Below are 26,409 nucleotides of genomic sequence, written 5' to 3'. Positions count from 1 at the left end.
CATACAGACCGCTTTTTTTAAATTCCACTTTTCAAAGACCTTCAGTTTTTCAGTGGCCTCAATCAGTTGACCTGCTTTTCAATACAGCCAAAAGGAACAGGAACAAGGAATAGTGGATATTTTCCGTTTCACTCCATTCCACTACCACGGAATCACTTTTAGAAAAACGTTCGGCGTATTCGAGCGGAATGGCTCCAGGCTTCATTATCAGTAGCGTTTTCCCTTCTATATCTGTAATCGAGAAAAAATCCCGATAATCTTTCACTGCCCGCCAACGTTGGCCTGACTCGTCGATAAATTGCAGCACAGAGCCTTTCTCCCCTTTTACCGGGCAAATATAACCGACACAATCGCCATTTTCATTAAATACGTAGGAACGCCAAGAAACTCCACCCCGTTTTTGTAAATAAAACAAGGTATTACCCTGATCATCAAGCAGCTGAAAGTTTTTTGGTAAAAAGGAGCCGGGGGTCATAAAAAACCGAACAATATGAAAAAACAAGCTGCTTGGAAACCCTGTTTCCTTTAATGTACAAAATAATTTATCATCCAGGCTCATAATCGATGTTTGGGATGAAAGCGTTCCTTCAATGGCCATTACCCGATCTACTTTTCTACTTACAGGTATGCTTTTATCTTTTTGCATAATCAAGCTGGTTTGCTTCCCCAGCTTCCTATCATGCATTCCTCTGGAAAAAACGGTACCTCCTACGACGGCACAGGCAACAGTTAAAACGCCTGTTTCCCATTGACGGGCATACAATAAAAACAATAGGGTCGTACATAAACTGCAAAATAATAAAATAATGCCGGTTATTAGTTGGCGTTTTCCATCTTCTCTTAACAAGTCTGATACATTTGTCATCCTTTTCCTCCTCCCTTAAGGAATGTACGATTCTGTTTCGTTTTGGTTTCAATTGTCAGAAAAATCAAGCGTTTTTTCTGATTGAAACCATGGATTGTGCTAAAATGAACGATGAAAACGCAGCAATTTTATCAGGAGGGATCATATGAAAATCGTAATTGTTGGCGCAGGTGCCTTAGGGGCTTACTTCGGGGCGAGATGGAAGGAGGCAGGCGAGGATGTCACCTTCCTGGTTCGACCGAAAAGAGCAAGTCAACTGAAAAAACATGGCCTGAAAATACAAAGTCGACAAGGGGATTATTATATTGAACAACCGGAACTAGTGGAAGATGCAACAAAAATTCAAGAAGCCGATCTCGTCTTATTGGCGGTAAAAGGTTATCATCTTGACGGCACATTGGAGCAATTGCAAGTACTTACAGATAAAGGTGCAAAGGTACTTCCTGTCCTTAACGGAATCGAGCATATCCAAATTCTGCAGAAGAAACTCGGAAAAAACAACGTGTTAGGCGGTTTGTCGTTTATTATATCCACTCTGGATGAACAAGGCGGCGTCGTACATACAAGTGAATTCCACGATCTTGTTTTCGGTCCTTTGACTCCGGATCAGGATGACATTTGCCGGCAGATTGATGCTGCTTCCAAAAAGGCTAATTTTAATGCTAGGTGGAGTGATGATATCGAGACCGATATGTGGAAAAAATATATGTTCATCACCTCTTTCTCTGGGATCACCACAGCTGCAGACCTTCCGATCGGAACAATTAGAAACTTCCCGGAAACTTTCGAAATCGCCAAAGCCATGCTGCAAGAAATGAAGCTGCTGGCCAACCAGCATAATATCAACCTGACCAAGGAGCATGTCGATCAAGCAGTTCAACGATTAAACGGGCTTGACAAGACTGCTACTTCTTCCATGCACCAGGACAGACGGAAAGGCATCAGTCTGGAAGTTGAGCATTTACACGGCGGCGCTTTACGATTAGCGGCCGAATCGGAAATAGAACTGCCGACGATACGCGCCGTTTATGGATTGATCAAACCGTTTGCGTGAAGATGAACTTCCTTAAGGGGCGGATTGGCAACGTATTTTTGGAGGAAGAAGCAGTCCACCAGAACTGCGGGCTTTTACCCTCAATAGAATCCTGCCGATCCGCTCCATCTATTTTAGTTGAAAGAGAGGACTTTTCATGAATCCTTACAAGATGTTTTCCGGGATACTTTTTATTCTAATAGGAGCGATATTTCTATCGGCTCAATATATAACTTCGGCGATTCTTTCCGCCAGCAACCAATTCTGGCCAAACACACCACCCTCTCATGAAATTGGCAATGCAGGTTATGCACTGCTCGCTTTGAGTATTGTTTCGTTTATAATCGGTGCATTGCTAATTGCTGCAAGTGCCAGAGATCAATTCGAGTCATAAGGTATATTCCTATACAGCAGCTTTTTGAAATATCCGACATTGTTGCACTACGTCTCAAGAAGTATTTTTTCTGATGATACGCCCTTTCTTTGGAAACTAGCTATACAAGAATTGGAAAACATAGTATATTGACACCAGTTAGTAAATTTCTGACATGGGGTGGCATTATGCGAGCGGTTTATATTGTGCTGACGAATACAGGATCGTTGATCAACTGGGCGTTAAAGTCGGTTACTTCTGCACCGTACAATCACGCTTCTCTCGCGCTGGATAAAGATCTCAGCCGGATTTACAGCTTTGCACGGCGGGAGCCACTCAATCCATTCTGGGGTGGTTTTGTCAGAGAAGATTTTGTCAAAGGAACGTTCAGCTGGTATCCTGACTCGACCTGCGCTATATACCGGTTAAAACTGTCTGCAAGAGAATACCGAAGACTCGAGCGTTTGATCGCTGTCTTCGAAAAGAATCCGAAACGTTACTTGTATAATTATGCTGGTCTTGTAGGCATTCCGATTAATTATCCCATTGAAATACCCGCTTCTTATTTTTGTTCCCAATTCGTGGCGGAAGTATTGAACAGGGCTGGACATCGACTGTTTAACAGGCCTAGCTCCTTGATCACCCCGGATGATTTCCGCTATCATCCTGAACTGGATTTAGTATATCAAGGAGAACTGTATCAATATCCGGATTTATATTCTCAAAAATTTTATCAGCCAAAGCAATATCAACATTTCCCTTTCCGAAAGTATATGCTCCAGCAATGGGACACCGAAGTACTCCGGCTAATGGATCGTAAGCAGAAACAGTATTATTTTCGTGACGGCTTTTTAAAGCCAAAAAAAATTTACTTGACCCGGCAAATCGGAAAAGTAAAGCATGTCAAAAAGCTATGGAAAGAATTTATCGGCTAAAAACAGAAAAACGAGCTGCCCTTTTTACAGGCAGCTCGTTTTTTCTCTAGGCCACTGGATTTACTGCTTCGTTTAGTAGCTGATCCAATTCGTTCGTATAATCATTCTTTTTCTCATCTGTCCACTTAAATATTTTGGCCAGATACGTAATCACGTTGTCCTTATGCTCCCGAACCCAATTGATATGGAAGAACAGAGCACCCGTCCGGCGAACAAAGAAGTCGACCGGTTTATAAATCAATTCTTCATCGATAGCATAGCGAAGCTGAGCGAACACAAGCGGATCAATGCCATTTTCGGCAGCTTCATTTTGTAAATCGGTGTACATGGAGAAAACTCTCTCCACATTGGAACCATAGGTATCGACTAAGGAAGCTGCTTCCTCTTCGCCTAAGCCAAGTGCCGTTCCTTCCGTGATTTTTTGTTGTCTGTAGCGCTCAAAACCTTTTGATCCACCGACATCCCCACCGGAAATCGGCATATTACGTGTTTCTGATGAAGAGTAAAGAACCCCTTCTTCCTCTTTCAGTTGCTTGACGACCAAATCAACCGCACTGACAGCCATTTTCCGATAACCAGTCAGCTTACCACCGGCCATGGATATCAGCCCCGAATCTGATACAAAAATTTCGTCCTTACGGGAAATCTCTCCCGGATCCTTGCCTTCTTCTCCGATCAATGGACGCAAGCCAGCCCAGCTAGATTCTACATCCTCTGCTTTGATGCCAACATCCGGGAACATATAGTTGATTGATTCAAGGATGTAATCGCGGTCTTCCACGGTCATAACTGGATGCGCAATATCGCCTTCATAGGCAGTATCAGTTGTTCCCACATATGTTTTACCTTCACGCGGGATCGCAAAAACCATCCGGCCATCCGGTGTATCAAAATAAATCGCCTGGGTAAGCGGGAATCTTTCTCCGTCAAAGACAAGATGCACTCCCTTTGTAAGTTGAAGTGTTTTCCCTTTTTTGGATCCGTCAATTTCCCGTAGCGTATCCACCCAAGGACCTGCTGCGTTGATGATTTTTTTCGCATATACTTCCTGTTGTTCCCCTGTGGTCAAGTCCTCGATGACGGCACCAGCCACTTTGCCGTTTTTGTCGTAAATAAAATCAGTGACCTTCGTATAGTTGACGGCATACGCACCTTGCTCTGCCGCTTTTTTCATCACTTCCAGGGTCAGCCGGGCATCATCAGTCTTGTATTCAACATAATAACCGGCTCCGCGGAGGCCGTCTTTTTTCACAAGCGGTTCCCGTTCGATCGCTTCATTGGCCGAAAGCATGGTTCTTCTTTCACTTCTCTTAACTCCGGCAAGAAAGTCATAAACCCGTAAACCGATATTCGAAGTGAACGGACCAAAGGTTCCTCCTTTATGGAAAGGAAGCATCATCCATTCCGGTGTCGTGACATGCGGACCATTCTCATAAACGATTGCCCGTTCCTTCCCGACTTCAGCAACCATTTTCACTTCAAATTGTTTTAAATAACGAAGACCGCCGTGCACCAGTTTCGTTGAGCGGCTTGATGTTCCGGCTGCGAAGTCCTGCATTTCAACCAAACCTGTTTTTAATCCTCTCGTGACTGCGTCCAGGGCGATTCCGGCCCCAGTAATTCCACCACCTATTATAAATAAGTCAAGCGGTTCTTTCGTCAATTCCTCGAAAATTTCTTGTCTGTGCAAATTAGAAAATCTAGCCATTATCCGACACTCCTTTATTCTTCACGGCTAAGAGAAATAATCTTATCTATTCTTTACCCGAAACAGGGCAGGTTCATGTACCATAATTGGAAATCCACAAGTTTTCGGATTATTTAGCAGAGGGGGCATTAAAAAAAGAGACCGCAACAAGTTCTACAGGTATCCCCATAGAATTGTGCGGTCTCTCCATTTCTCCGGCCGTTTCTTATTAACTTGCTTTCATTATAGCACGACCTGAATCCATTGCAAAGGATTTTACTTGAATACTTGTGTTGCTTCAATTGCTTTTTTCCATCCCCGGTAAAGCTCGTCTTTTTCCTTTTTATCCATTTCCGGTTCAAAATTTTTCTCCATTTTCCAATGTTGCTTCAGTTCTTCTTTATCCTCCCAAAAGCCTACTGCCAAGCCTGCCAAGTAAGCTGCTCCCAACGCGGTTGTTTCCGTTACAGCCGGCCTTTCAACCGAAACGCCGAGCATATCGCTTTGGAATTGCATCAGAAAATCATTTTTTACAGCGCCACCGTCTACACGCAGTGACTTCAAATCCATGTTGGCGTCTTCCACCATGGCGTCCACTACATCTTTGGTCTGGTATGCCAAGGCTTCCAACGTCGCCCGGACAATATGTTCTCTTTCCGTTCCGCGGGTAAGGCCGAACATTGCACCGCGGGCATCGCTGTCCCAATATGGAGTTCCCAATCCGACAAAAGCAGGTACCATGTAAACCCCGGAAGAATCGGTTACACGTTTTGCATACGCTTCACTTTGCGGTGCCGATTCGATAATCTTTAATCCGTCACGCAGCCATTGAATGGCTGATCCTGCGACAAAAATACTTCCTTCTAGCGCATACTCCACCTTTCCATTTAATCCCCAAGCGAGTGTGGTCAACAAGCCGTGCTCGGATTTAACTGCTTTATCCCCTGTGTTCATCAAAACAAAACAGCCAGTTCCATATGTGTTTTTAGCTGTTCCGTCATCGAAGCATGCCTGTCCGAATAAAGCAGCATGCTGGTCACCAGCTGCTCCGGCGATAGGAACATTGTGGCCGAAAAAGTGATATTCCACCGTCTCTGCATACACTTCTGATGAATCCTTCACCTCAGGCAGCATGCTTTTCGGCACACCTAGAATGTCAAGCAGCTCTTCGTCCCATTTCAGCTCATGGATATTGAACATCAAGGTACGGGAGGCATTGGAATAATCCGTGACATGTGCTTTTCCGCCTGAAAGCTTGTAAATCAGCCATGAATCGATGGTGCCGAACATCAAGTCTCCATTATCCGCTTTTTCCCGGGCACCTTCTACATTATCGAGAATCCATTTAACCTTTGTTCCCGCAAAATACGGATCAATCAACAGCCCTGTTTTTTCCCGGAAAAGATCGTTGTACCCTTGCTCTTTAAGCTCCCTGCAAATCGGTGCTGTCTGCCTGGACTGCCAGACGATCGCTTTGTAGATCGGTTTTTTTGTATGACGATCCCAAACAACCGTCGTTTCCCGCTGGTTGGTAATGCCGATGGCAGCAATATTCTCCGGTTCTACATCCGACTTACGCAAAACCTCCGCAATGCAGGATGTAATCGATGTCCAAATTTCATTGGCATCATGCTCCACCCAACCTGACTGTGGGAAAAATTGTTGAAACTCCCGTTGGGCCGTTTCCACAATTTCGCCTTGATGATTAAACAAGATGGCTCTTGAACTAGTCGTTCCTTGATCTAGTGCCATTATGTATTTTTCCATAGCTTATTCCTCCCATTTTATGTTTGTAAGCGTTTATTTGCTTTATTTCCCATTCCATAGTCCTACTAACCCTTTTCTTCCAGAATGAGAGAGTCCTGCTTAAAGGATCTACAGGTTTTACCGCAAAACAGGACGTTGATCTTTGACAATCAACGCCCTGTGTTATGATTTTTGACAATCGGAATGTAGATATCAAAATGAGGGTCCTCAGGATCACTATCAACAGGGTAATGCTCATGTTTAATTGGCATATAAGGATCATAGTATATCATATCATTTTCTCTTAGTGCATTATAGTCGCTTTGGAATAACCATCGATGTAAATCTGAATAAGTCTCCGAAACATCTTCACCTTTGTGATGGGAAGTCTTCACATAGGTCATTTCGGGTATCTTTATTTCCACCATTCCACCAGGTATTTCCTGATCCTTACTCACCTCATAAACTGCATAATGGATAAAGCCGTTTTCAATCACATGATAGGAGAGGCCTAATTGTACAAGAGGATTCACCTTTTCTTCCAGCTCACCCGCACGTTCTCCCATTTGTTGAATCACCTTTTTTAACCCAGGTACAATTTCATCGAATGTACCTTGCCATTTTAATCCAACTGCCCGATATTCGGGTAACGTGACAATTTCATATTTCATTTTCTTTTCCCACCTTCAAAAATAATGAATGAAATGCGACCCATTTAATCCTTGCACACCATCATCATATTGCCATCTGGATCTTTTATAACAAAAAACTGATCGTACTGAATGTCCGTGACAAGGTTCACCCCATTGTCTTTCATAAATTGATAGGATGCTTGAATATTATCAGTACCAAATTGGATTGCAGGAATGTTAATAGTTGGAAGTTCCCCGTTCTCGTCTCTCCAGGCAGGCATGGTATCCAGCATCAAGCCAGATCCATCACTCATTTTTGCTTCGAATAAATGGTCGAAATGAAACTCTCCGTCTTCAATTCCGAGTATCTTGGCATACCATTCTCTAGCTTTCTCAATATCGCTTACCGGAATGAACACCAAGTTGATTTTGCTTTTAATCGGACTTTTCACCATGCTATTTTCCTCCTCGATTAGAAACTGTTTCTCATCGGAATATTCTCCCGCAACTAAAAAATCGGATTACATAAATCCACATGATCTTCCTTTTCTGTCCATTTCGAATATAGTTCCAATGTCCACTTATCTGGCACTCTCTTATATCCATTCTCTTCAATCCACTGGTGCAAATGATGATAAACTCGAAAAATTTCGGAAGCATGCCCTCTAAAGTGTAAAACGGCATACTTCTGTTCAAGGACGACTTGATTAAACATCCCATCGGGTATCTCTTCAAAGTGGTGTACTTCGTAACAAACCCAGTAACCGTCATCTTCTTTTGAAGTCTCACCAGCCTTAAACGCTCCGATTAATTTAACCGGATTAACCAACTGCTTTATCTCCTGTTTACGTCTAGCTAACGACATCGATTTTCTTTTGGAATCTCTTGACTATAGCCTTCCATATCCTCGCAAACCACACGAAAGCCGACTAATTTCTTTTCGTTTGATTCTCTTACTCCCTTAAAAGTGATGGCGTTCGTTTCTTTCAATACACTTCATCCTCCTTTCCGTTCGCTTATCCGGTTTTGATTAGCACCATCCTTTCTTTTTAAAACATATTTAGCTTTACACACTTAATAAATCCTTCTTCGTAGACTTCAACCTATTTTTTATTTCCACAACAACGGCGTTTCTCCTCTGAGGAAAATGAAATGAATACATTTAATTTACGGTTTAATGGATATCGCTTGTTTCGTGGGGAAAACAGAAGAGCACCCCAGCTGCCATTCTGGTGTTTATGTTCAGCCTTTTTAAATCTGCCGTTTATACCTCAGTGAAATATAATTTTCTCCTTCGGCATTTCCATATGCCTTTTTTTCACGAACAAACTGAAAGCCTCTTGCTTCATAGAAAGGAATCCCTTTATCGTTTCCTTTTAAAACGGATACCCATTGTTCCTTAGCTCCCTTGGTGCGCTGAATAGTTGTTAAATGGTCTAAAAGTTTGGTACCTATCCCTTCTCTACGACGATTGGGATCCAAATATAAAACAAAGACTTCACTTGTGTACTCTCCTGTCATTCCTCCACCAATAGCTCCGACAACATTTCCTTCATCAAGGGCAACGAAATATCCATCCCATCCATCTGTTTCCTCTAATTCTCGACGGATACGTTCCTGATTGTAAAATATTTGATCATTCCTTCTTAAACTTTCCGGACTTTTAATATGGCGGATTGCGCCCCATCTTCCCTCTATACAAACTCTGGCAATACCCTCCACGTGTTCCGGCAATCCCCTTTTCACTTCAATCATACTATCCACTCTCCCATTTCCTTTTACAATTGGATTCTACAAATAACATGGTTTTCCTGTTGAAACGTATTTTCAATGAAATCAAAAGAAAAACAACATAGAAGGATGAAAAGTACTATTGGCAACTATTCCACTCCGACAAAGTACTTCACCTTCCGCGGGCACAGTTGGAGTCTGCGTACCTAGTCTTTGTTGGAAGGAGAGACTGTCGGATCAGGAAATTGTAGTGGAAAATCAAAAAACCGGGCGAATTCGATTATCATTTCGAATTCGTCCGGTTTTTGCTTTGGCCATTATGCTATTGCCCTACTACTTTCATCACAAGGTATTGTCTGTAATAGAACTACTGGTAATGCCCATCCCCAAAAAATGTATCCTCTACTTGCCGTTTTTCCAATTCTTTTTTGGAATAAATAACCCGCATCGGATTTCCCCCGACGAAAGTTCCTGCCTCCACATCTTTATGTACAAGTGTTCCTGCTGAAACAATCGCACCGTCTCCGATCGTGACTCCGGGTAAAATCGTCGTGTTTGCGCCAATCATAACATTCTCACCGATTACGACCTCTCCGAGACGATACTCGCGAATCAGGTATTCATGTGCCAATATCGTCGTATTATAGCCGATGACTGTATTTTTACCGACCGATATTTTTTCCGGAAACATGATGTCCAGCATTACCATTAAAGCGAATGCCGTCTGATCGCCGACTTTCATTCTCAGGAATGTTCGGTACAGCCAATTTTTCACTGACAAAAACGGCGTATAACGGGCAACCTGGATGACAGCAAAGTTTTTTACGACTTTGAGAAACGGAACCGTTTTGTAAATATGCCAAAGCGAGTTGGCTGTGTTCACCCGATAACGCTCGGTTTTACGCATGACGATCACGCTCCCAGTATTTCACGCAAATCACTCATTTGTTCCAGCATGTAATCCGGGTTGTACGATTGTAGAAATTCCCGTCCTTTTATCGTCCAGGCCACTCCGGCGGTATGGGTCCCTGCATGATGACCTGCCTCGATATCATGGTAGTTATCGCCTACCATCAAAGATGTAGACGCCTTGGCTCCCAGCTGCTGTAAAGCTTTTAAAATCGGTTCCGGATGTGGTTTGGCATGGGTGACATCCTCCAGGCCGATGACTGTTTCAAAAAGATGGTCGATTCCGGTCAATTTCAACCCCATCATGGCAGTGGATTTGATTTTCGTGGTGACAATTCCAAGCTGGTAGCCTGCATCATGGAGAGCGGTCAATGTTTCGACAACGGTAGGATAAGCCGTTACGTAGCTGTCGTGATTGCTTAAATTATGTTCGCGATAAGTCGCAATCATATCCTCTACCCGGTCAGGATCTATTTTCATGAAGCTGTCTTTTAACGGTGGGCCGATAAACTCCAATATTTCCTCCCGGGCAAATTCCTTCTTCGCATATTTGCCCAATGTATGGGTGAACGAAGCAATAATCAGTTCATTTGTATCAATTAAGGTACCATCCAAATCAAAGAGAATCGTACGAATGTTCATGTGCGGGCTCCTTTCTCTGTCTCGATTCCGCCCTGTTCCAAAAATAAGCGATTGCTGCTGTCAGCAATACTGCAGTGACCAGTCGGATTGCCAATAACGGCCATACCGGAATGCCTAAAGGTACGAATACAAGCGTATCTTCGACGACTGCATGGCAGGATACCAGAAAAATCAGGGCTAAATACATATCTTTTTTTGAAACGCCGTCTTCTTTGACCGCCTGAATCATTAATCCAGCTCCATATGCAAGTCCTAGCGTCAATCCAGCAACCAGTGTCATGGAAGCGTTTTTCTCCATGCCAAGAAGTCTGGTGAAAGGAGCAAACCAATTGGATAGTTTATCCATCCAGCCGAGTTCACGGAAGAATTGCATGAATACCATCAGCGGTATCACAATCAAAGCCAGTTGTAACACGCCCATAGCAGCTGTCTGCAGACCTTGCGCAAAAATACCAGTCCATGTTTCGGGAACTTGCTCCGCTTTGGAAATCAAGCCATATTGGGCAAGCTCTCCGCCGCCCTTCCAAAACAAATTGATCAGCAATGCGGAAACCAATGCAAGCGAAACCCGGACACCAACGACAATCCACCAGCTAACCCCTACTTTGGAAGCGACTGTGGATTCAATTAACAGGTTATGGGAAAACGACATCATCACCGCCATGATGAACACTTGCTTAACTGAAAAATCAAAAGAAACGATCGCCCCAATACCGGCATAAAGATTCAAGAGATTTCCCAAAACAAGGGGAACTGCTGCCTCACCGGACAACCCGATCCACTTCATCATCGGGCTGAGCAAATCAATCAACCATCCCAATATCGGTGTGAAGCGCAAAATAGTGACAATCAGGGTGACAGGAAAGATAACCTTGCCCAATGTCCAGGACAAAGACAATCCTGCCTTAAAGCCGCGTTGTAATATTCCAGTCATGTACCTTCCCCCTATTTTCTTCAGACTTTCTTTCCGTTATAGTAGCGGTCTGCTTTTCCGGAATAACGACGGTAGATGATCAAGACAATGCTAAGGAGAACGAGCACGATGGAAATCACCTGAGCCGTCCGCAGCTGTCCGACGATATACAAACTGTCCGTCCGCATGCCTTCAATAAAGTAACGGCCGATGGAATACCAAATAACATAGCTTAAAAACACTTCGCCGCGTCGCGGGTTGAAACGGCGCAATATCAACAGCAAGATCAAACCGAGCAAATTCCAGACCGACTCATACAAAAAAGTCGGATGATACAGAACCCCGCCGATACACATTTGATTGTTGATAAAATCCGGAAGGTACTGTATGAAGTTATCATAAGCAGTCTGTGAGACCGGACCTCCGTGAGCCTCCTGGTTCATAAAGTTCCCCCAGCGTCCGATTGCCTGGCCGAGAATGAGACTCGGGGCTGCAATATCTGCCAGCTGCCAAAATGACACGTTCCGTACCCTGGCAAAAATTACAGCTGTTAAAATTGCACCGATCAATGCCCCGTGTATTGCAATGCCGCCTTCCCAAATGGCAAACACATCCCACCAGGGACCGCCGGCATAGCGGTCCCATTCGAAGGCAACATAATAAATCCGTGCAGAAATGATTGCAGCAGGAATCGCAAATACAATCAGATCCACGAACAAATCTTTATTCAGGCCTAACCGGTCCGTTTCCCTTGTTGCCAGCCAAAGACCAAGAAAAGCTCCGGCCGCAATAATAACTCCATACCAATAAACAGTCAGTGGTCCTAGTTCAAATAATACGCGGTCTAACGCGGGTGCACTACACGTCAATTCGTTCGCCTCCTACTCCTGTATATCCTCGCTTTTTTCCTGTTGGATCATATTGGTCAGCCGTTCAGAAAACTCTTCGGCAGCATTGACACCCATTCTTTTCAAGCGGAAATTCATCGCTGCCACCTCAATAATGACAGACAAGTTTCTTCCCGGACGGACAGGGATGACTGCCTTCGGTATTTCGACATCCATTATTTTCATCGTTTCTTCTTCCAATCCGAGCCGATCGTATTGTTTCTTCTGATCCCATAATTCGAGGTGGATGATCATGGAAATCTTTTTATGCGACCGGACCGATCCAGCGCCGAACAGAGTCATAACATTGATGATTCCCAAACCGCGGATTTCCAATAAATGCTCGATCAAGGGCGGAGAATTGCCGATTAGACTATCGTAATCTTCCTGCCGGATTTCAACGCTGTCATCAGCGACCAACCGGTGTCCCCGTTTTACCAGCTCTAGCGCCGTCTCACTTTTACCAACACCACTCTGCCCGGTTATTAGGACGCCTATACCATAAATGTCGACTAAAACGCCATGAATGGCGGTAAATGGGGCAAACCTGGTCTCCAAATAATTCGTCAGCCTGCTGGTCACCCTGGTCGTTTTATGCGGAGAACGCATCAGCGGCACACCAGAATTGTCAGCCGCTTCAATCAGCACTTCCGGGATGTCCATCCCTCTTGTTATGACGATCCCCGGGGTGATATCTGTGCAAAGATTTTCTACACGGTCGCGCTGTTCTTCCGTGCTCAGCTCGTTAAAAAAAGACATTTCCGTTTTGCCAAGCAACTGCAACCGATTTTTCGGATAGTATTTAAAATAACCGGCCATTTCCAGACCAGGCCGGGAAATGTCACTCATGAAAATCTCCCTGTGCACGCCATTGTGGCCTGCTACAAGTTCTAAGTTGAACTGGTTCAATAAATCCTGGGTACGTACCTTTGCCATTATGTATCCCTCCATCGTACCTTGCTAATCACTGTATCCTATTGTAGCACTTTTTTTATTCGGAGGCATTAGTATCTGACATCAAGATGAAAACGAATGCTTATAGCGGTGGCATGCCGTATTTCGCTCCTTCTTTCATTAGATTTCTACTTTATCAGAACAGCCTATATCTATTTTGTCGTCTCATCCGTTAAAATAAACAGCGCCCACGTGTCTCCGCCATAAAGAAGCATCCCTCATAGACTCTCAATGATCTTTTATAGAAGAACAGCCAACATAAAAAAACAGGCTGCCGTGAAATTATTTCCGTCAGCCTGCTTTTTTAATATCGTGTTTAGCGGTTCAAATCAATGGTATCTCTGATTAAGCGGTTGAGCAGCAAATTCAACAACGACAAGATAATCGCTGCCAAGACTGCAACGCCGAAACCGTCGATGACAAAAGAGCCTCCCAAAAAACCTTGCGTAATCATCAGGGTGATCGCATTGATGATGAACAAAAACAACCCCAGCGTAATAACCGTAATCGGCAATGTCAAAAGGATTAACAATGGTTTAATGACGACATTCAGTATCGATAAAATTAAACTGGCCAGAAGCGCTGTACCAAAGCCTTCGAGAAAAAAGTTAGCAAACAGCTGATCAACTACTATCAGGGCCACTGCATTCAACAGGATGGAAAGGAGCCACCGCTTTAGCACTAGACAAGCGGCTCCTTAGGCATGATGAAGATAGAGAGAATATAGAGAATTCCTAGTGGAAAGAAACCGGTGAATATAAAGATGAGCACAAACAGCAGGCGCAGCAGGGTAGCATCCATATCGAAATAATCGGCCAACCCACCTAATACACCGGAAATCTTACGGTCATTTCGTGACCGGAATAATTTTCTACTCATTAAACATTCCTCCTACTTGGTTGGTAAAATCCATACAGAACCTGTTTTCGTTTCTGCCTCTACATTAAATGGTTCAGCATCGAGTTCCTGGTTGACTTCGAAATGTAAGGAACGGTTGATTACTTCTCTCTTTTCTTCTGTTATATGATAATTATTCAAATCACAATGGATGTTTCCGATTTTCGTTTCCGCTTTCCCGTCGATACGAACTTGGTCTGGCAAAATCAGACGGACACTTCCAGTGGTCGATTTAAAGAAGCCTGATTTTGGCTGGAAGCCTTCTTTCCACCGAACGCCGATACTGCCATTGACTAGCTGAGCATCGATTTTTTCGAACGCCCCATCTACATTAATCTTTCCGTTTATTGTTTCCATATCCGCCACTTCCCAGCGGCAGTCTCTAACTTTAATCGAACCATTTGCTGTTTCGGCCACCATGACCTTCCCATTCCCATCCATCAGATTAATGGAACCGTTGGTCGACTTTGCTTGAAAATGATCCACGGTTAATTTTTCACCGAAAAAACTGCCATTAAACAATTTTACGATTGCTTTTCGATATTCCTGTTCTGGAACTTTGACGATTACGTCTACTTTCACTTGCTGGCTATGCAGATAAAATTGCAGACGCTCCTCTTCCAATAGAAAAGCAGCTTCTTTATGGAACTTTTCACGCGCTTGTTCTTGATTGTCTACTTGATACACTTTCGCTTTGCATTCGACCCTGACATCTGTTTCACTCCATGGCTGGATTGTCACATTCCCATTGGCGACATCGATATCAATGTCATGAAAAGCAGCATGGTGATGATGGAATATATGCGAAACCTCGTAATTGGTGCCGAAATTGAAGTCTAAATCTACATTCTTGATTTTTTTAAAAGCTTCCTCTACAAAACCAAAAATGGTGCTTTTTTTGGCTTCTTTCGTATTGTACTGCTTCTGTTTCTCTCCTTGCTCCCAATCCACCTTGGTAGACACAGCATTCGAATTTTGCCCGGCTTGCTCTGCTTCTTCAAGAGAATCGAGCAGTTCTTCGGCCTCTTGTGAACTAATCAGGCCATCTTCAATCATCTTCAATATTTTTTTGCGTTCTTCCTTCACGTTCTCCACCTGCCTTGTTAAGTTGACCATCTTAAAAAACCGCTCAACTAAAACGTAAAACCTCGCATTCAGGTAAAGTTTAGTCCAGCGGCTGTTAACCCGATTATCAATCAAAATTCCATGTATAAAAACTTTCGTTGCCCAGACGTTCCTTGGCAGCCTCTTCCAAACTAGCAGCTGCTTCTGTATCTCCGTTCATACTACCCAATACACCTTGTGCTTGAGAACGATGAGCCATGATTGTTTTCATTTTTTGATCGAAAACAGGTTTTACATTATTAATTACGTCCGGCTCCCCGAAAAGTTTCACATGGTCATGACTGATTGCCTGTGCCCATACTTTTGGCCGCTTTTTTGGTTCCATCTGTCGGACTGCTTCTATCGCTGCAGCTCCCATTGCATTATGGTCGGGGTGGACGGCATGGCCCGGAAAATGGGTGATCACCAGGCTCGGTTCGATTTCCTCTAACAGTTTTTTCAAGTGGTCCGCAATCTCGTCCCGTGACTCGAATTCCAATGTCTTGTCCCTGTATCCTAGCATCCGAAGCTCGACATCCATTACCTTACAAGCATCGATTAACTCTTTTTTACGGATTTCAGGCAAGGTTTCCCGATTGGCAAATGTGGGGTTTCCCATATTCCGACCCATTTCACCCAGCGTTCCACATAAATAGGTTACAGGTACTCCATTTCGCCTGAATTCACTGATCGTACCGGCAGCTCCGAATGCTTCATCATCAGGATGTGGATATATGACAACTACATGTTTCTCCAAATCAATCATCTCTCCCTACTAGTTTTTGAACGGCTTTTCGCTGATTTCCAAGGCGACCATCAGTCGACCTTCACGGTCATGTCCGGCCATCAACAGCCTTCCCAGGTGATCAAGCTCCCATTGGCTGACTCCTTCTGCATAAACCCAGCCAATGTCCAGCTTTAAACCGACACGGTATGTACCATTGTCGCCGACGATTTTCCCATGCAAGTAATTTACTTTTGCATTGCGAATGAACGCACCGACATTATAAGCATTTTGATTAAAGTGACTGGCATAGGCACCATTGGTTGTTTCCAAGTGAACATATACATCCTTGTTAGCCAGCCGATCCAATTGTTTTTGTACTTCATTTATTTGAATTGGTTCCATTTCCAACTTTCCCTTCCTTCACCGGTTACTATTTTCACCTTACCCAAAATCGACGGGAGCGTCAAAACATTTATTCTGCCCTTCCCCCCGTTTCGGCAACTAAAAAGAAGTTCCAAATACCGTCAGTATCACGAGGAAAAACAAGCAATATTCCCGAGCAAACATGAACCTTGTAAACATCCGGTGATACGCAATGGAAGAGAGAAACGATTCGAAACAGGAAGCTAACCGACTGCTTCGGCTGTATACCTCACTTTCCGCTGACATGGCTATATCATCCAAAAATCGTTCGCATTTTGTAACTATTAGGTGACTACAACAGAGCATGGAAAAGAGCTTTGGTTCTCTGTCAAATGTGGTGGTGCGATTTTTCTTCTCTTTATCGAAAGGCTCATTCTAAAAACAGCTATTTTGCTCAAACCGCAGAGGAAATAAACTCGCTTTCCGCGGACGAACGCCCGAGCCTCCTCGCAAAGCCCGCTGTGTAAAGCTCTACTCTTAAGGCGCTTCCTTCTTCCTCTATATTCCATACATCTACTTGTTTATCTTTAATCCCCAGTAATTCCATAATATGACGTTGCACTCATATCCCTCTCTTTTTCCTTTGGTGTCAGCAACTTTAGGGTAACAAAGAGAGAGGGAATGAGTGTATTTTTTTGCAGGTACACCCATCACAACAGGGGACACCACCACATTCAGTATAGAGCCAGTGCTTTTTTTAAACCAGCAAAAAAACCGAACGAGATCGATTCCGAAGAATAACGAATCATCGTCCGGCCTTTGTTTTTGTATCAATACTCAACCTTATTTGGAAGCTACCTTTTCCTGCTGTTTTACTTTATCAGTCATTCGTTGGCGGTCTCTTTCCAAGATTGGCTTCAAGTATTTCCCTGTGTAAGACTGTGGTGCGTCGGCTACCTCTTCGGGTGTACCGGAAGCTATGATTTGGCCGCCCCGGTCACCACCTTCAGGTCCAAGGTCGATAATGTTATCTGCGGCCTTTATGACATCAAGGTTATGCTCGATGATCAGCACCGTATCCCCGTTGTTGACCAATCGTTGCAATACTTCCAGCAGACGGGAGATGTCATCTACATGGAGACCGGTTGTCGGCTCATCCAATATATATAAGGACTTGCCGTTTGATCGACGGTGGAGTTCACTGGCCAGCTTGACACGCTGCGCTTCCCCTCCTGACAAGGTAGTGGCAGGCTGTCCAAGCCGGACATACCCGAGTCCGACATCGAAAATGGTCTGCAGTTTACGCTGGATTTTCGGTATATTGGCGAAAAAATCAAGCGACTCTTCAATGGTCATATCTAGCACATCAGCGATATTTTTCCCCTTGTACTTCACTTCCAATGTCTCGCGGTTATAACGCTTGCCATGGCATACCTCACACGGTACATAAACATCTGGTAAAAAGTGCATTTCGATTTTGATAATTCCATCGCCGCGACAGGCCTCGCAACGGCCCCCTTTGACATTGAAGCTGAACCGTCCCTTTTTATAACCGCGTATTTTTGCTTCATTCGTCTGGGCGAAAACGTCACGAATATCATCGAACACACCGGTGTACGTCGCCGGATTGGAACGCGGTGTCCGACCTATAGGTGATTGGTCGATATCTATTACTTTATCCAAATGCTCAATACCTTTAATCTGTTTATGCTTCCCTGGTTTTTGCTTGCCCCGATGTAGCTGCATGGAGAGAGACTTATGCAAAATTTCATTGATGAGCGTACTTTTTCCGGAGCCGGACACACCAGTGACGGCGGTAAACAAGCCAAGCGGAATTTTAGCATCCACTTTTTTCAAATTGTTTTCCTCTGCACCAATGACTTCAATCGCTCGTTCATCAGGCTTCCTTCGTTCCTGGGGAAGCGGAATGAATTTTTTCCCGGATAAATATTGACCGGTCAATGATTTTTTATCCTTCATAACCTGTTTTGGCGTGCCGCTTGATACTACTTGTCCTCCATGTTCTCCTGCTCCTGGTCCAATATCGATCAACCAGTCAGCAGCAATCATCGTGTCTTCGTCGTGTTCCACCACAATCAGCGTGTTTCCGAGATCCCGCATTCGTTTCAAGGTGCCGATCAAACGGTCATTGTCTCGTTGATGCAGTCCAATAGAAGGTTCATCCAATACATATAAAACACCTGTCAGGGCAGAACCGATTTGCGTTGCCAGCCGGATACGCTGCGCTTCCCCACCGGATAATGTTCCGGCAGAACGGGACAACGTCAAATAATCGAGCCCGACGTTGTTCAAGAAGGTCAGTCTGTCCCCGATTTCCTTTAAAATCATCCGGGCAATCTGCTCTTCTTTTTCTGACAAATGAACTGTTTCAAAAAATTGATACGCTTCGGTGACCGACATTTCTGTCACTTTCCCGACATGAAGGCCATTGATCAAAACAGCCATCGCTTCGTCTTTAAGGCGGTAGCCGTCACACTTCGGACAAGGCTTTTGCGTCATGTATTTTTCCATTTGCTCGCGGATGAAATCGGATGTTGTTTCCCGATACCGGCGGGCAATATTTTTCAATACACCTTCAAAATAGATGTCATTCTCCCTAATACGGCCAAAATCATTTTCATAACGGAAATGGATTTTTTCCTTGCCACTTCCGTGCAGGATTTTATCCAACTGCCGCTTCGGAAGCTGCTCGACTGGTACATCCATGTCAATGCCAAAATGATTGCAGACACTTTCAAGAAGCTTGGGGTAATATTGGGAACTCGTTGGTTCCCAGGCAACAATTGCCCCTTCTCTCAATGTCAAACTGCGGTCAGGCATGACGAGGTCAACATCGACTTCCAACTGGGTACCTAAGCCGTCACAACGATCACATGCCCCGTAAGGACTATTGAAAGAGAACAAACGCGGTTCTAATTCCCCTATGGAGAACCCACAGATGGGGCATGCGTGATGTTCGCTGAACAACAACTCTTCTTCTCCGATAATATCGACAATAACATTGCCATCGCCGAGGCCCAGAGCCGTTTCCAATGAATCGGACAAACGTCCGGACACACCTTCTTTGACGACAATCCGGTCGACAACTACTTCGATCGAATGCTTTTTGTTCTTTTCCAGATTTATTTCATCGGTAATCTCATACATATCTCCGTCCACTCTTACCCGGATATACCCTTCTTTCTTCAAATCCTCCAGCACTTTCACGTGTTCCCCTTTACGGCCTGAAATGACCGGGGCCAGGATTTGCATTTTGGTTCTTTCCGGATATTCGAGGATTCGATCGACCATTTGCTGCACGGTCTGCGAAGAAATTTCGATTCCGTGAATCGGACAAGTTGGGTGACCGATCCTCGCATACAACAACCGCAAATAATCATAAATCTCTGTCACGGTACCAACTGTGGAACGCGGGTTTTTACTCGTGGTTTTCTGATCGATCGAGATAGCAGGTGATAACCCTTCAATCGCATCGACATCCGGTTTGTCCATCTGGCCGAGAAACTGGCGGGCATATGCCGATAGTGATTCGACATAACGGCGCTGCCCTTCTGCATAAATTGTATCGAAAGCCAGAGAGGATTTTCCGGAACCGGATAAGCCAGTCAAAACGACTAGCTGATCCTTTGGTATATCTACATCAACGTTTTTCAAATTATGGGCACGGGCCCCTTTAATCGTTATCGATTTTTTCGCCATACCTAGGTCATCCTTCCGCTTTTAGTTCCAAAACCAAGTCACGCAGCTCGGCGGCCCTTTCGAAGTTCAGGTCCCTTGCCGCCTGTTTCATTTCTTTTTCCATATCTTCGATTACTTTTTCCCGTTCCTTTTTCGTCATTTCCGATAGTTTTGGCTGTTCGGACTTGTACTCTTCCGTCTCTTCCGCTGCCACTGTAGCGCGAATTACGTCACGGACACCTTTCTTGATCGTTTTCGGTGTAATGCCGTGTTCTTCATTATAAGCCTGTTGTTTAGCACGACGACGGTTGGTTTCGTCTATCGCCCGTTCCATCGAATCGGTAATTTTATCGGCATACATGATAACACGGCCGTTTTCATTACGTGCAGCCCTTCCCATTGTTTGAATCAGAGAACGTTCGGAACGCAGGAAGCCTTCTTTGTCTGCATCTAAAATCGTCACCAGCGACACCTCCGGAATATCGAGTCCTTCCCGGAGCAAGTTGATTCCTACTAATACATCATATTTACCCACCCGCAGGTCCCGGATAATCTCGATTCTCTCCAAAGTTTTAATTTCGGAATGCAAATAAGCTACTTTGATGCCGATTTCCTTAAGATAATCGGTTAAATCCTCGGACATTTTTTTCGTCAGCGTTGTAATCAATACCCGTTCATTCCGCTCGATCCGCTTGTTGATTTCGCCAATCAAGTCATCGATCTGTCCTTCGATTGGACGGACTTCGACTTCAGGATCCAACAAGCCAGTCGGACGGATGATCTGCTCGGTCATTTTTGGTGTATGCTCCAGTTCGTAAGGTCCAGGAGTTGCCGATACATAGACCATCTGATTGATTTTCTTTTCAAACTCGCTGAATGTCAGCGGTCGGTTGTCCATCGCGGATGGCAAACGGAATCCGTGGTCCACCAACACCTGTTTCCTCGCCTGGTCACCATTGTACATACCACGGATTTGAGGCAGGGTGACGTGGGACTCATCGACAACAATAAGAAAGTCATCCGGAAAATAGTCAAGCAACGTATATGGTGTAGAGCCCGGCTCCCGAAACGTCAAATGGCGGGAATAGTTTTCGATTCCCGAACAAAAGCCCATCTCATTCATCATTTCCAGGTCATAATTGGTCCGCTGTTCGATTCGCTGCGCTTCCAGGAGCTTGTTTTGATCTTTCAGTTCCTTCACCCGTTCGTGTAGCTCTTGCTCAATATTTTTGATTGCGCGTTTTAAGTTTTCTTCACGGGTTACGAAGTGGGAGGCCGGGAAAATCGCAATATGTTCACGGTCACCGATTATTTCGCCCGTCAAGGCATCTACCTCTCGGATCCGGTCGATTTCATCTCCGAAAAACTCAATGCGGAGGCAATGCTCCTCTCTGGAAGCAGGGATGATTTCTACGGAATCCCCGCGGACGCGAAATGTACCGCGCTGGAAATCAATATCGTTACGGGCATACTGGATATCAACTAAATCACGCAACAGTTGATCGCGGTCTTTTTCCATACCGCTTCGGAGCGATAGTACCTGGCTGCGGTATTCTTCCGGAGAACCCAAACCATAAATACACGATACACTGGCGACAATCAGGACATCGTTGCGCTCGAACAACGCAGATGTAGCGGAATGCCGCAGCTTATCAATTTCGTCGTTGATGCTGGCATCTTTTTCGATAAATGTATCCGTCGACGGAACATATGCTTCCGGCTGATAATAATCATAGTAGCTGACAAAATATTCGACTGCGTTATCCGGAAAAAACTCTTTAAATTCACTGTACAGCTGTCCTGCCAATGTTTTATTGTGGGCAATCACCAAAGTCGGGCGATTAATTTCTTTAATGACATTCGACATCGTGAACGTTTTACCTGTACCGGTAGCACCGAGAAGCGTCTGGTGCTTCTTCCCTTTTCTTAGACCGTCCACCAGTTCGTCAATCGCTCTTGGCTGATCTCCCTGTGGCTGATACTGGGCAACAAGGTCGAATTTATTTTCCACGATCAAACCAACCTCCGTTCTTTCTATTCGTGAACTATTTTATCACATGGTATTACTATATTAACACAAAACCGAACAAACATTCGATTTTTGATCCGTTTTCTTTTTAATTTTTGCCAGATAGCGGCACGAAGACAGTTTAACACGTTCTTTCCATGGTTTATAGAAAAATGTTTGATTCGATGATTGTTCACAAAGGAGTCATCTATTAGCATTGTAGTCTATAATACAATTGCCTATAATCTGAAATAGAAACATTTACATAGCGAACTTAGCTAAGAAAGGATGAGTTACTACCGTGAAACGAATGTTATGGTTACTTTTTGTAAGCTTTCTGACCCTCACCGCCTGTGGTCAATCCGACAATCAGGGATCTGGATCTGACGGTGAAACTACCGAACCGCAACCGATTGAGGTAGCATTGCAGGTGCCGGAACAAGCGGAAAGTGGCGATTCCGTCAGCTTGACCGCTAAAGTTACCCAAGGCGGAGAAAATGTGGAAGATGCCGAAGAAGTAGAATTTGAAGTTTGGCAGGAAGGTACAAAAGAGGAAAGTGAACTGATCGAAGCGGAATACCAGGGTGATGGGATTTACGGAATAGAAAAAAGTTTTGAAGTCGAAGGAACATATGTGGTTCAATCCCACGTCACCGCCCGTCAAATGCATATCATGCCGAAAAAGTCCTTGGTGATTGGTGATTCGGACACCACAAAAGTGAACGAAGGAGAGCATGGACAAGATAGTCATGAAGACAGTGATCACCACCATGCGGATGGTTTGACTGTCCAACTGGATTCCCCAGAAGCAATTAAGGTTCACGAGGATAGCAAAATGACTGTCAGCATCAATCAGGAAGACGAGCCATTGACCGGAGCCAATGTCACACTCGAAATTTCCTTTGATGAAAACGAGAATCCGCAATGGATTGATTTAAATGAAGAAGATAGCGGTAGTTATACCGGAAATGTGACGTTTGCCCATCCCGGCAGTCATGCTGTCAACATCCATGTTAAAAAAGGGGAATTACATTCGCATCAGGAGACGGCCATAGAGGTTGAGGAATAGGCTTGTCGCGGATAACATGGTTAACCAGTTTCAAAGAGTAGCCTGGTCACTTCGGATGATCAGGCTACTCTTTTGTATTGCGAACTTCTATCTCTCTTACAACTGCCTGTCTATGATAACGGCTCTACCATCCAAATGTTATAACCATCCGGATCGGCAATAACAGCTTCCTTCACTCCCCATTCCCTTTCAACTGGTTCCTGGATAATTTGCCCTCCTGCTTCTCTTATGGAAGTGACTGTTTTATTCACGTCGTCTACCTCAAACTCGATAACAATCCCTTTTTCCACTGGTTCTGGTTGATCGATGATGTGTAACAGCAATGTGATTTTCTTTTCTCCGGAACCGACGGAATAAGAAGCCATCCCGTTCTCGACAAATTCTTCCGTTAAATTCAACACATCTTTGTAAAACGAGATAGACCTTTCTAAGTCCTTTACAGGAACCACAATCGTATGGAGTCTTTTAATCTCAAAATCAGCCATCTTGACTATCCCCTCCTATAAATTCTTGCTTGCCTACAATTTTAACATAAAATTCCATAGAGTTTTGCTTTGAAAAGTGGACTGAATATCCTACTGGTAAAGTAGTTATCTATATCAGGTAGTTGGAGCTGTTCCCGCGGAGTGGGGTATTTTAAGAGAAAGTAGTTTGGCAACTTCTATTAAAAGTCAAAAACCGAACGAGTTCAAAGCCTCGTTCGGTTGTGGGATTGGGCACTTTGGCTATTATCCAAGCCACTTATGCTTATCTGTTTATCTATATGTTTTTATTGAGAGCTTTGGTTATACTGGTTCACTTCAAACAAATCAATAAGATCGACATCAGGGTGCTTATCCTGGAACCAGCGCAGCGAGAAGTCATTCTTGAATAACGCGAGGTACTCCCCTTCACGGTCCTTGACAAGCAGGTTGCGTTCATCAAACATCGTTCGGTCGACTTGTTCTTCCTTAAGCCAGCGTGGTATTCTTTCCCCGATGGATTCCAGGATGACCTCGACGTTATATTCGTTTTTCATGCGGTATTCAAACACTTCATATTGCAGCTCGCCGACCGCCCCGATAATATAAGATTCGTCATTGCTGCCACGGAACAACTGGATGGCCCCTTCTTGAACCAGCTGCTCGATGCCTTTTTTGAATTGCTTTGCCTTCATGACGTTTTTCGCAGATACTTTTTTAAACAATTCCGGCGGGAACTGAGGCAGTTCATCGTATTCAAACGACTCTTTGCCTTCGATCAGCGTATCACCGATCCGGTATGCGTTCGGATCATAAATCCCGATAATATCTCCAGCATACGCTTCTTCAATCGTATCCCGCGAGGATGCGACAAATTGCTGGGATTGAGATAGTTTAATCGGTTTATCCGTTCGAGCCAGTTTAACACTCATGCCCCGCTGGAACTTCCCGGAACAGACGCGCAGGAAGGCAACGCGGTCCCGGTGGGCTGGATTCATATTGGCTTGGATTTTGAACACAAACCCGGAAAAGTCCGGATTATCCGGGCTTACCAATCCTTCCGTCGACTTCCTCGCTGTCGGAGCAGGAGCCATCGAAATGAACGTATCAAAAAAGGTCTGCACGCCGAATGGAGCAAGCGCACTGCCAAAAAAGATCGGCGTCTGTTCTCCGCGCAAAACGGCGTCAAGCGAAAATTGATCGCCCGCTTCATCGAGAAGTGCCAGCTCGTCTTCCGTTTCTTTATAGGTTGCATCATTCACCAAGTCTGCGTATTCCGGTTTATCGAGATCAGCATATGGTATATAGCTTTCCTCTTCATTGCCGTTAAAACGGACAAATTGTTCTCCGTGCCGGTCGAATATCCCCAGGAATCGTTTGCCCATTCCCACCGGCCAGTTCATCGGATAGGTTTCGATATCGAGTACTTCCTCGATCTCCTCCATCAATTCAAGCGGTTCACGGCCTTCCCGATCCAGCTTATTGATAAAGGTAAAGATCGGAATTCCGCGCATCCGGCAAACCTTGAACAGCTTGATCGTCTGCGCCTCGATTCCCTTTGTCGCATCAATGATCATGACAACACTGTCTACAGCAGTTAATGTCCGGTACGTATCTTCACTGAAATCTTCGTGACCAGGTGTATCCAAAATATTCACCTGATGTCCTTTATATGGAAAATTCATGACACTGGAAGTAACCGAGATACCACGCTGCTTCTCGATTTCCATCCAGTCGGATGTTGCAAATTTTCCTGATTTCTTCCCTTTTACTGTACCAGCCGACCGAATCAGGTTTCCGAATAATAGCAGTTTCTCCGTCAAAGTCGTTTTTCCGGCATCCGGGTGGGAAATAATCGCAAAGGTCTTTCGTTTGTTCACTTCTTCTTTTATAGACATAGAAAAAATCCCTTTCCTTATAGATTGATGGTTATTACGCTTCTGTACTACAAGGGATTTATGTTTACATTGGATGATTCTCCTTTATTTAACATGCACTTGTCAGGAACAGGTGCGCTAAAAGCTTGGCTATATAGCAGTGCTTCAAGCAGACTCTCCTTCCGGGGAGAGTTCAACGTTTTAATACCTTTACTATCATAGCTAATTTGCCTGCTGTTTATCAACCTGAAATTCTCAATAAGAACAAAGACAATATTTAGGTTTTCACCAGGTAATTTCCACAGTTTTATAAATTAAACCGCTCTTTAATAAGATAGGCCGTTTCTTCTGCTGTCAAACCGGAATTATCGATTCGCATATATGCATCCCTGGTAATCTCTCCAGGTGCTGAATTCAAACGGTGCTTTTCGTGGATGTGGCGCAAATTGTTTTCCGATTGTTCGATGTTTCTTTTAGTAGGCTTTTGATCCAGACGGTGTGGCGTCGTATTGCGTTTCAGTCTAATGGACAAAGGCGCCTCCAATTCCACGAAGAAGACTTCTGCTCCCTTCGATTCGAAAGTATCACAAATTTTCTCGACAAAATCCCAGTCTTCCTTCTCGTCGAATGCCCACACGTAAGTGAAAATCATTCCGGGTAAATCACTAGTGGCAACCTCTTCAAAAATTTCGTGACGGAATAAGTTCACAAGACGTTGAAATGACGGTGTTTCAAATTCAAAGAAATGATGAATTAATTCAATGGTCATATGGTTATGAAACAGCTTAAGACCGGTCATTTTCTCGAGTTTCTCACCAATAGTCATTTTCCCGACAGCTTGCGGACCGAACAACAGAATAAACTTCATTCCCCTTCCCCCTTTTATTTGTATTTCCT

The 26,409-nt window shown here is 44.3% G+C and carries 28 protein-coding genes; 4 read left to right on the top strand and 24 right to left on the bottom strand.

The window, feature by feature from the left end:
• Nucleotides 1–58: 58 nt before the first annotated feature.
• A complete protein-coding gene (locus tag BN1067_RS09470) occupies nucleotides 59–865 on the bottom strand; it encodes a hypothetical protein (RefSeq protein ID WP_053218617.1) in 807 nt (268 codons plus the stop codon).
• 145 nt (nucleotides 866–1,010) lie between these two features.
• On the opposite strand from BN1067_RS09470, the gene BN1067_RS09465 reads away from it, so the two are divergent.
• From BN1067_RS09465 to BN1067_RS09455, 3 genes are all read left to right on the top strand, one after another.
• Nucleotides 1,011–1,919, top strand: a complete 909-nt coding sequence (locus tag BN1067_RS09465; RefSeq protein WP_053218616.1) for a ketopantoate reductase family protein — start codon at nucleotides 1,011–1,013, stop codon at nucleotides 1,917–1,919.
• A 136-nt stretch (nucleotides 1,920–2,055) separates the two neighbouring features.
• The gene (locus BN1067_RS09460) at nucleotides 2,056–2,292 is read left to right on the top strand and encodes a hypothetical protein (protein WP_053218615.1); all 237 of its coding nucleotides are present in this window, start codon (nucleotides 2,056–2,058) and stop codon (nucleotides 2,290–2,292) included.
• Nucleotides 2,293–2,459: 167 nt separating this feature from the next.
• Nucleotides 2,460–3,206, top strand: a complete 747-nt coding sequence (locus BN1067_RS09455; protein WP_199868502.1) for a C40 family peptidase — start codon at nucleotides 2,460–2,462, stop codon at nucleotides 3,204–3,206.
• Between the two features lie 46 nt (nucleotides 3,207–3,252).
• On the opposite strand, the gene BN1067_RS09450 is transcribed toward BN1067_RS09455, so the two are convergent.
• From BN1067_RS09450 to uvrB, 20 genes are all read right to left on the bottom strand, one after another.
• Nucleotides 3,253–4,914, bottom strand: a complete 1,662-nt coding sequence (locus BN1067_RS09450; RefSeq protein ID WP_053218614.1) for a glycerol-3-phosphate dehydrogenase/oxidase — start codon at nucleotides 4,912–4,914, stop codon at nucleotides 3,253–3,255.
• Between the two features lie 255 nt (nucleotides 4,915–5,169).
• Nucleotides 5,170–6,660 (bottom strand): glycerol kinase GlpK, encoded by a 1,491-nt coding sequence (gene glpK / locus BN1067_RS09445; RefSeq protein WP_053218613.1) that lies wholly within the window; start codon nucleotides 6,658–6,660, stop codon nucleotides 5,170–5,172.
• 149 nt (nucleotides 6,661–6,809) lie between these two features.
• On the bottom strand, nucleotides 6,810–7,310 hold the full coding sequence (locus BN1067_RS09440; protein ID WP_053218612.1) for a GyrI-like domain-containing protein: 501 nt from the start codon (nucleotides 7,308–7,310) through the stop codon (nucleotides 6,810–6,812).
• 44 nt (nucleotides 7,311–7,354) lie between these two features.
• On the bottom strand, nucleotides 7,355–7,726 hold the full coding sequence (locus tag BN1067_RS09435) for a VOC family protein (protein ID WP_053218611.1): 372 nt from the start codon (nucleotides 7,724–7,726) through the stop codon (nucleotides 7,355–7,357).
• A 53-nt stretch (nucleotides 7,727–7,779) separates the two neighbouring features.
• A complete protein-coding gene (locus BN1067_RS09430; protein WP_053218610.1) occupies nucleotides 7,780–8,100 on the bottom strand; it encodes a GyrI-like domain-containing protein in 321 nt (106 codons plus the stop codon).
• A gap of 26 nt (nucleotides 8,101–8,126) precedes the next feature.
• Nucleotides 8,127–8,261, bottom strand: coding sequence for a hypothetical protein (locus tag BN1067_RS20425; protein ID WP_267893604.1), 135 nt, complete (start codon nucleotides 8,259–8,261; stop codon nucleotides 8,127–8,129).
• A gap of 261 nt (nucleotides 8,262–8,522) precedes the next feature.
• Entirely contained in the window at nucleotides 8,523–9,026 is a 504-nt protein-coding gene (locus tag BN1067_RS09425; protein ID WP_053218609.1) for a GNAT family N-acetyltransferase, read from the bottom strand.
• A 343-nt stretch (nucleotides 9,027–9,369) separates the two neighbouring features.
• Nucleotides 9,370–9,909 carry an acyltransferase gene (locus BN1067_RS09420; RefSeq protein ID WP_053218608.1) on the bottom strand — a complete coding sequence of 180 codons (540 nt, stop codon included), beginning with the start codon at nucleotides 9,907–9,909 and terminating at the stop codon, nucleotides 9,370–9,372.
• A 5-nt stretch (nucleotides 9,910–9,914) separates the two neighbouring features.
• Nucleotides 9,915–10,553 (bottom strand): pyrophosphatase PpaX, encoded by a 639-nt coding sequence (ppaX, locus tag BN1067_RS09415; RefSeq protein WP_053218607.1) that lies wholly within the window; start codon nucleotides 10,551–10,553, stop codon nucleotides 9,915–9,917.
• Entirely contained in the window at nucleotides 10,528–11,487 is a 960-nt protein-coding gene (locus BN1067_RS09410; protein WP_053218606.1) for a nucleoside recognition domain-containing protein, read from the bottom strand. The genes ppaX and BN1067_RS09410 overlap by 26 nt, the downstream gene beginning before the upstream one ends.
• Before the next feature lie 20 nt (nucleotides 11,488–11,507).
• Complete coding sequence (lgt, locus tag BN1067_RS09405; RefSeq protein WP_053218605.1) at nucleotides 11,508–12,335, bottom strand: prolipoprotein diacylglyceryl transferase; 828 nt, start codon at nucleotides 12,333–12,335, stop codon at nucleotides 11,508–11,510.
• 12 nt (nucleotides 12,336–12,347) lie between these two features.
• Nucleotides 12,348–13,289 (bottom strand): HPr(Ser) kinase/phosphatase, encoded by a 942-nt coding sequence (hprK, locus tag BN1067_RS09400; protein WP_053218604.1) that lies wholly within the window; start codon nucleotides 13,287–13,289, stop codon nucleotides 12,348–12,350.
• A gap of 334 nt (nucleotides 13,290–13,623) precedes the next feature.
• Nucleotides 13,624–13,989 (bottom strand): phage holin family protein, encoded by a 366-nt coding sequence (locus tag BN1067_RS09395; RefSeq protein ID WP_053218603.1) that lies wholly within the window; start codon nucleotides 13,987–13,989, stop codon nucleotides 13,624–13,626.
• Nucleotides 13,989–14,186 carry a PspC domain-containing protein gene (locus tag BN1067_RS09390; protein WP_053218602.1) on the bottom strand — a complete coding sequence of 66 codons (198 nt, stop codon included), beginning with the start codon at nucleotides 14,184–14,186 and terminating at the stop codon, nucleotides 13,989–13,991. The genes BN1067_RS09395 and BN1067_RS09390 overlap by 1 nt, the downstream gene beginning before the upstream one ends.
• Nucleotides 14,187–14,198: 12 nt before the next feature.
• Nucleotides 14,199–15,320, bottom strand: coding sequence for a DUF4097 family beta strand repeat-containing protein (locus BN1067_RS09385; RefSeq protein WP_110943406.1), 1,122 nt, complete (start codon nucleotides 15,318–15,320; stop codon nucleotides 14,199–14,201).
• A 76-nt stretch (nucleotides 15,321–15,396) separates the two neighbouring features.
• Nucleotides 15,397–16,065 carry a bacillithiol biosynthesis deacetylase BshB2 gene (gene bshB2, locus BN1067_RS09380; RefSeq protein WP_053218627.1) on the bottom strand — a complete coding sequence of 223 codons (669 nt, stop codon included), beginning with the start codon at nucleotides 16,063–16,065 and terminating at the stop codon, nucleotides 15,397–15,399.
• A gap of 18 nt (nucleotides 16,066–16,083) precedes the next feature.
• Nucleotides 16,084–16,437 (bottom strand): YojF family protein, encoded by a 354-nt coding sequence (locus BN1067_RS09375; protein WP_053218626.1) that lies wholly within the window; start codon nucleotides 16,435–16,437, stop codon nucleotides 16,084–16,086.
• Nucleotides 16,438–16,852: 415 nt separating this feature from the next.
• A complete protein-coding gene (locus BN1067_RS19860; RefSeq protein ID WP_199868501.1) occupies nucleotides 16,853–17,020 on the bottom strand; it encodes a hypothetical protein in 168 nt (55 codons plus the stop codon).
• 221 nt (nucleotides 17,021–17,241) lie between these two features.
• Nucleotides 17,242–20,118, bottom strand: coding sequence for an excinuclease ABC subunit UvrA (gene uvrA, locus BN1067_RS09370; protein ID WP_053218600.1), 2,877 nt, complete (start codon nucleotides 20,116–20,118; stop codon nucleotides 17,242–17,244).
• A 7-nt stretch (nucleotides 20,119–20,125) separates the two neighbouring features.
• The gene (gene uvrB, locus BN1067_RS09365; RefSeq protein WP_053218625.1) at nucleotides 20,126–22,108 is read right to left on the bottom strand and encodes an excinuclease ABC subunit UvrB; all 1,983 of its coding nucleotides are present in this window, start codon (nucleotides 22,106–22,108) and stop codon (nucleotides 20,126–20,128) included.
• Between the two features lie 307 nt (nucleotides 22,109–22,415).
• On the opposite strand from uvrB, the gene BN1067_RS09360 reads away from it, so the two are divergent.
• The gene (locus tag BN1067_RS09360) at nucleotides 22,416–23,174 is read left to right on the top strand and encodes a FixH family protein (RefSeq protein ID WP_234400684.1); all 759 of its coding nucleotides are present in this window, start codon (nucleotides 22,416–22,418) and stop codon (nucleotides 23,172–23,174) included.
• 110 nt (nucleotides 23,175–23,284) lie between these two features.
• Here the strand turns inward: BN1067_RS09360 and BN1067_RS09355 are convergent, their stop codons facing one another.
• The 3 genes from BN1067_RS09355 to BN1067_RS09345 all read right to left on the bottom strand — a co-directional run bounded on the left by BN1067_RS09355 (nucleotide 23,285) and on the right by BN1067_RS09345 (nucleotide 26,380).
• Entirely contained in the window at nucleotides 23,285–23,659 is a 375-nt protein-coding gene (locus tag BN1067_RS09355; RefSeq protein ID WP_053218598.1) for a VOC family protein, read from the bottom strand.
• A 284-nt stretch (nucleotides 23,660–23,943) separates the two neighbouring features.
• Nucleotides 23,944–25,533 (bottom strand): peptide chain release factor 3, encoded by a 1,590-nt coding sequence (locus tag BN1067_RS09350; RefSeq protein ID WP_053218597.1) that lies wholly within the window; start codon nucleotides 25,531–25,533, stop codon nucleotides 23,944–23,946.
• A gap of 286 nt (nucleotides 25,534–25,819) precedes the next feature.
• Nucleotides 25,820–26,380, bottom strand: coding sequence for a DEAD/DEAH box helicase family protein (locus tag BN1067_RS09345; protein WP_053218596.1), 561 nt, complete (start codon nucleotides 26,378–26,380; stop codon nucleotides 25,820–25,822).
• Nucleotides 26,381–26,409: the final 29 nt, after the last annotated feature.

It is taken from the genome of Virgibacillus senegalensis, from assembly GCF_000821245.2.
GTDB lineage: Bacteria > Bacillota > Bacilli > Bacillales > Amphibacillaceae > Sediminibacillus > Sediminibacillus senegalensis.
Note: the sequence above shows the minus strand (reverse complement) of the source record. Positions and strands in the feature narration are given on the sequence as shown.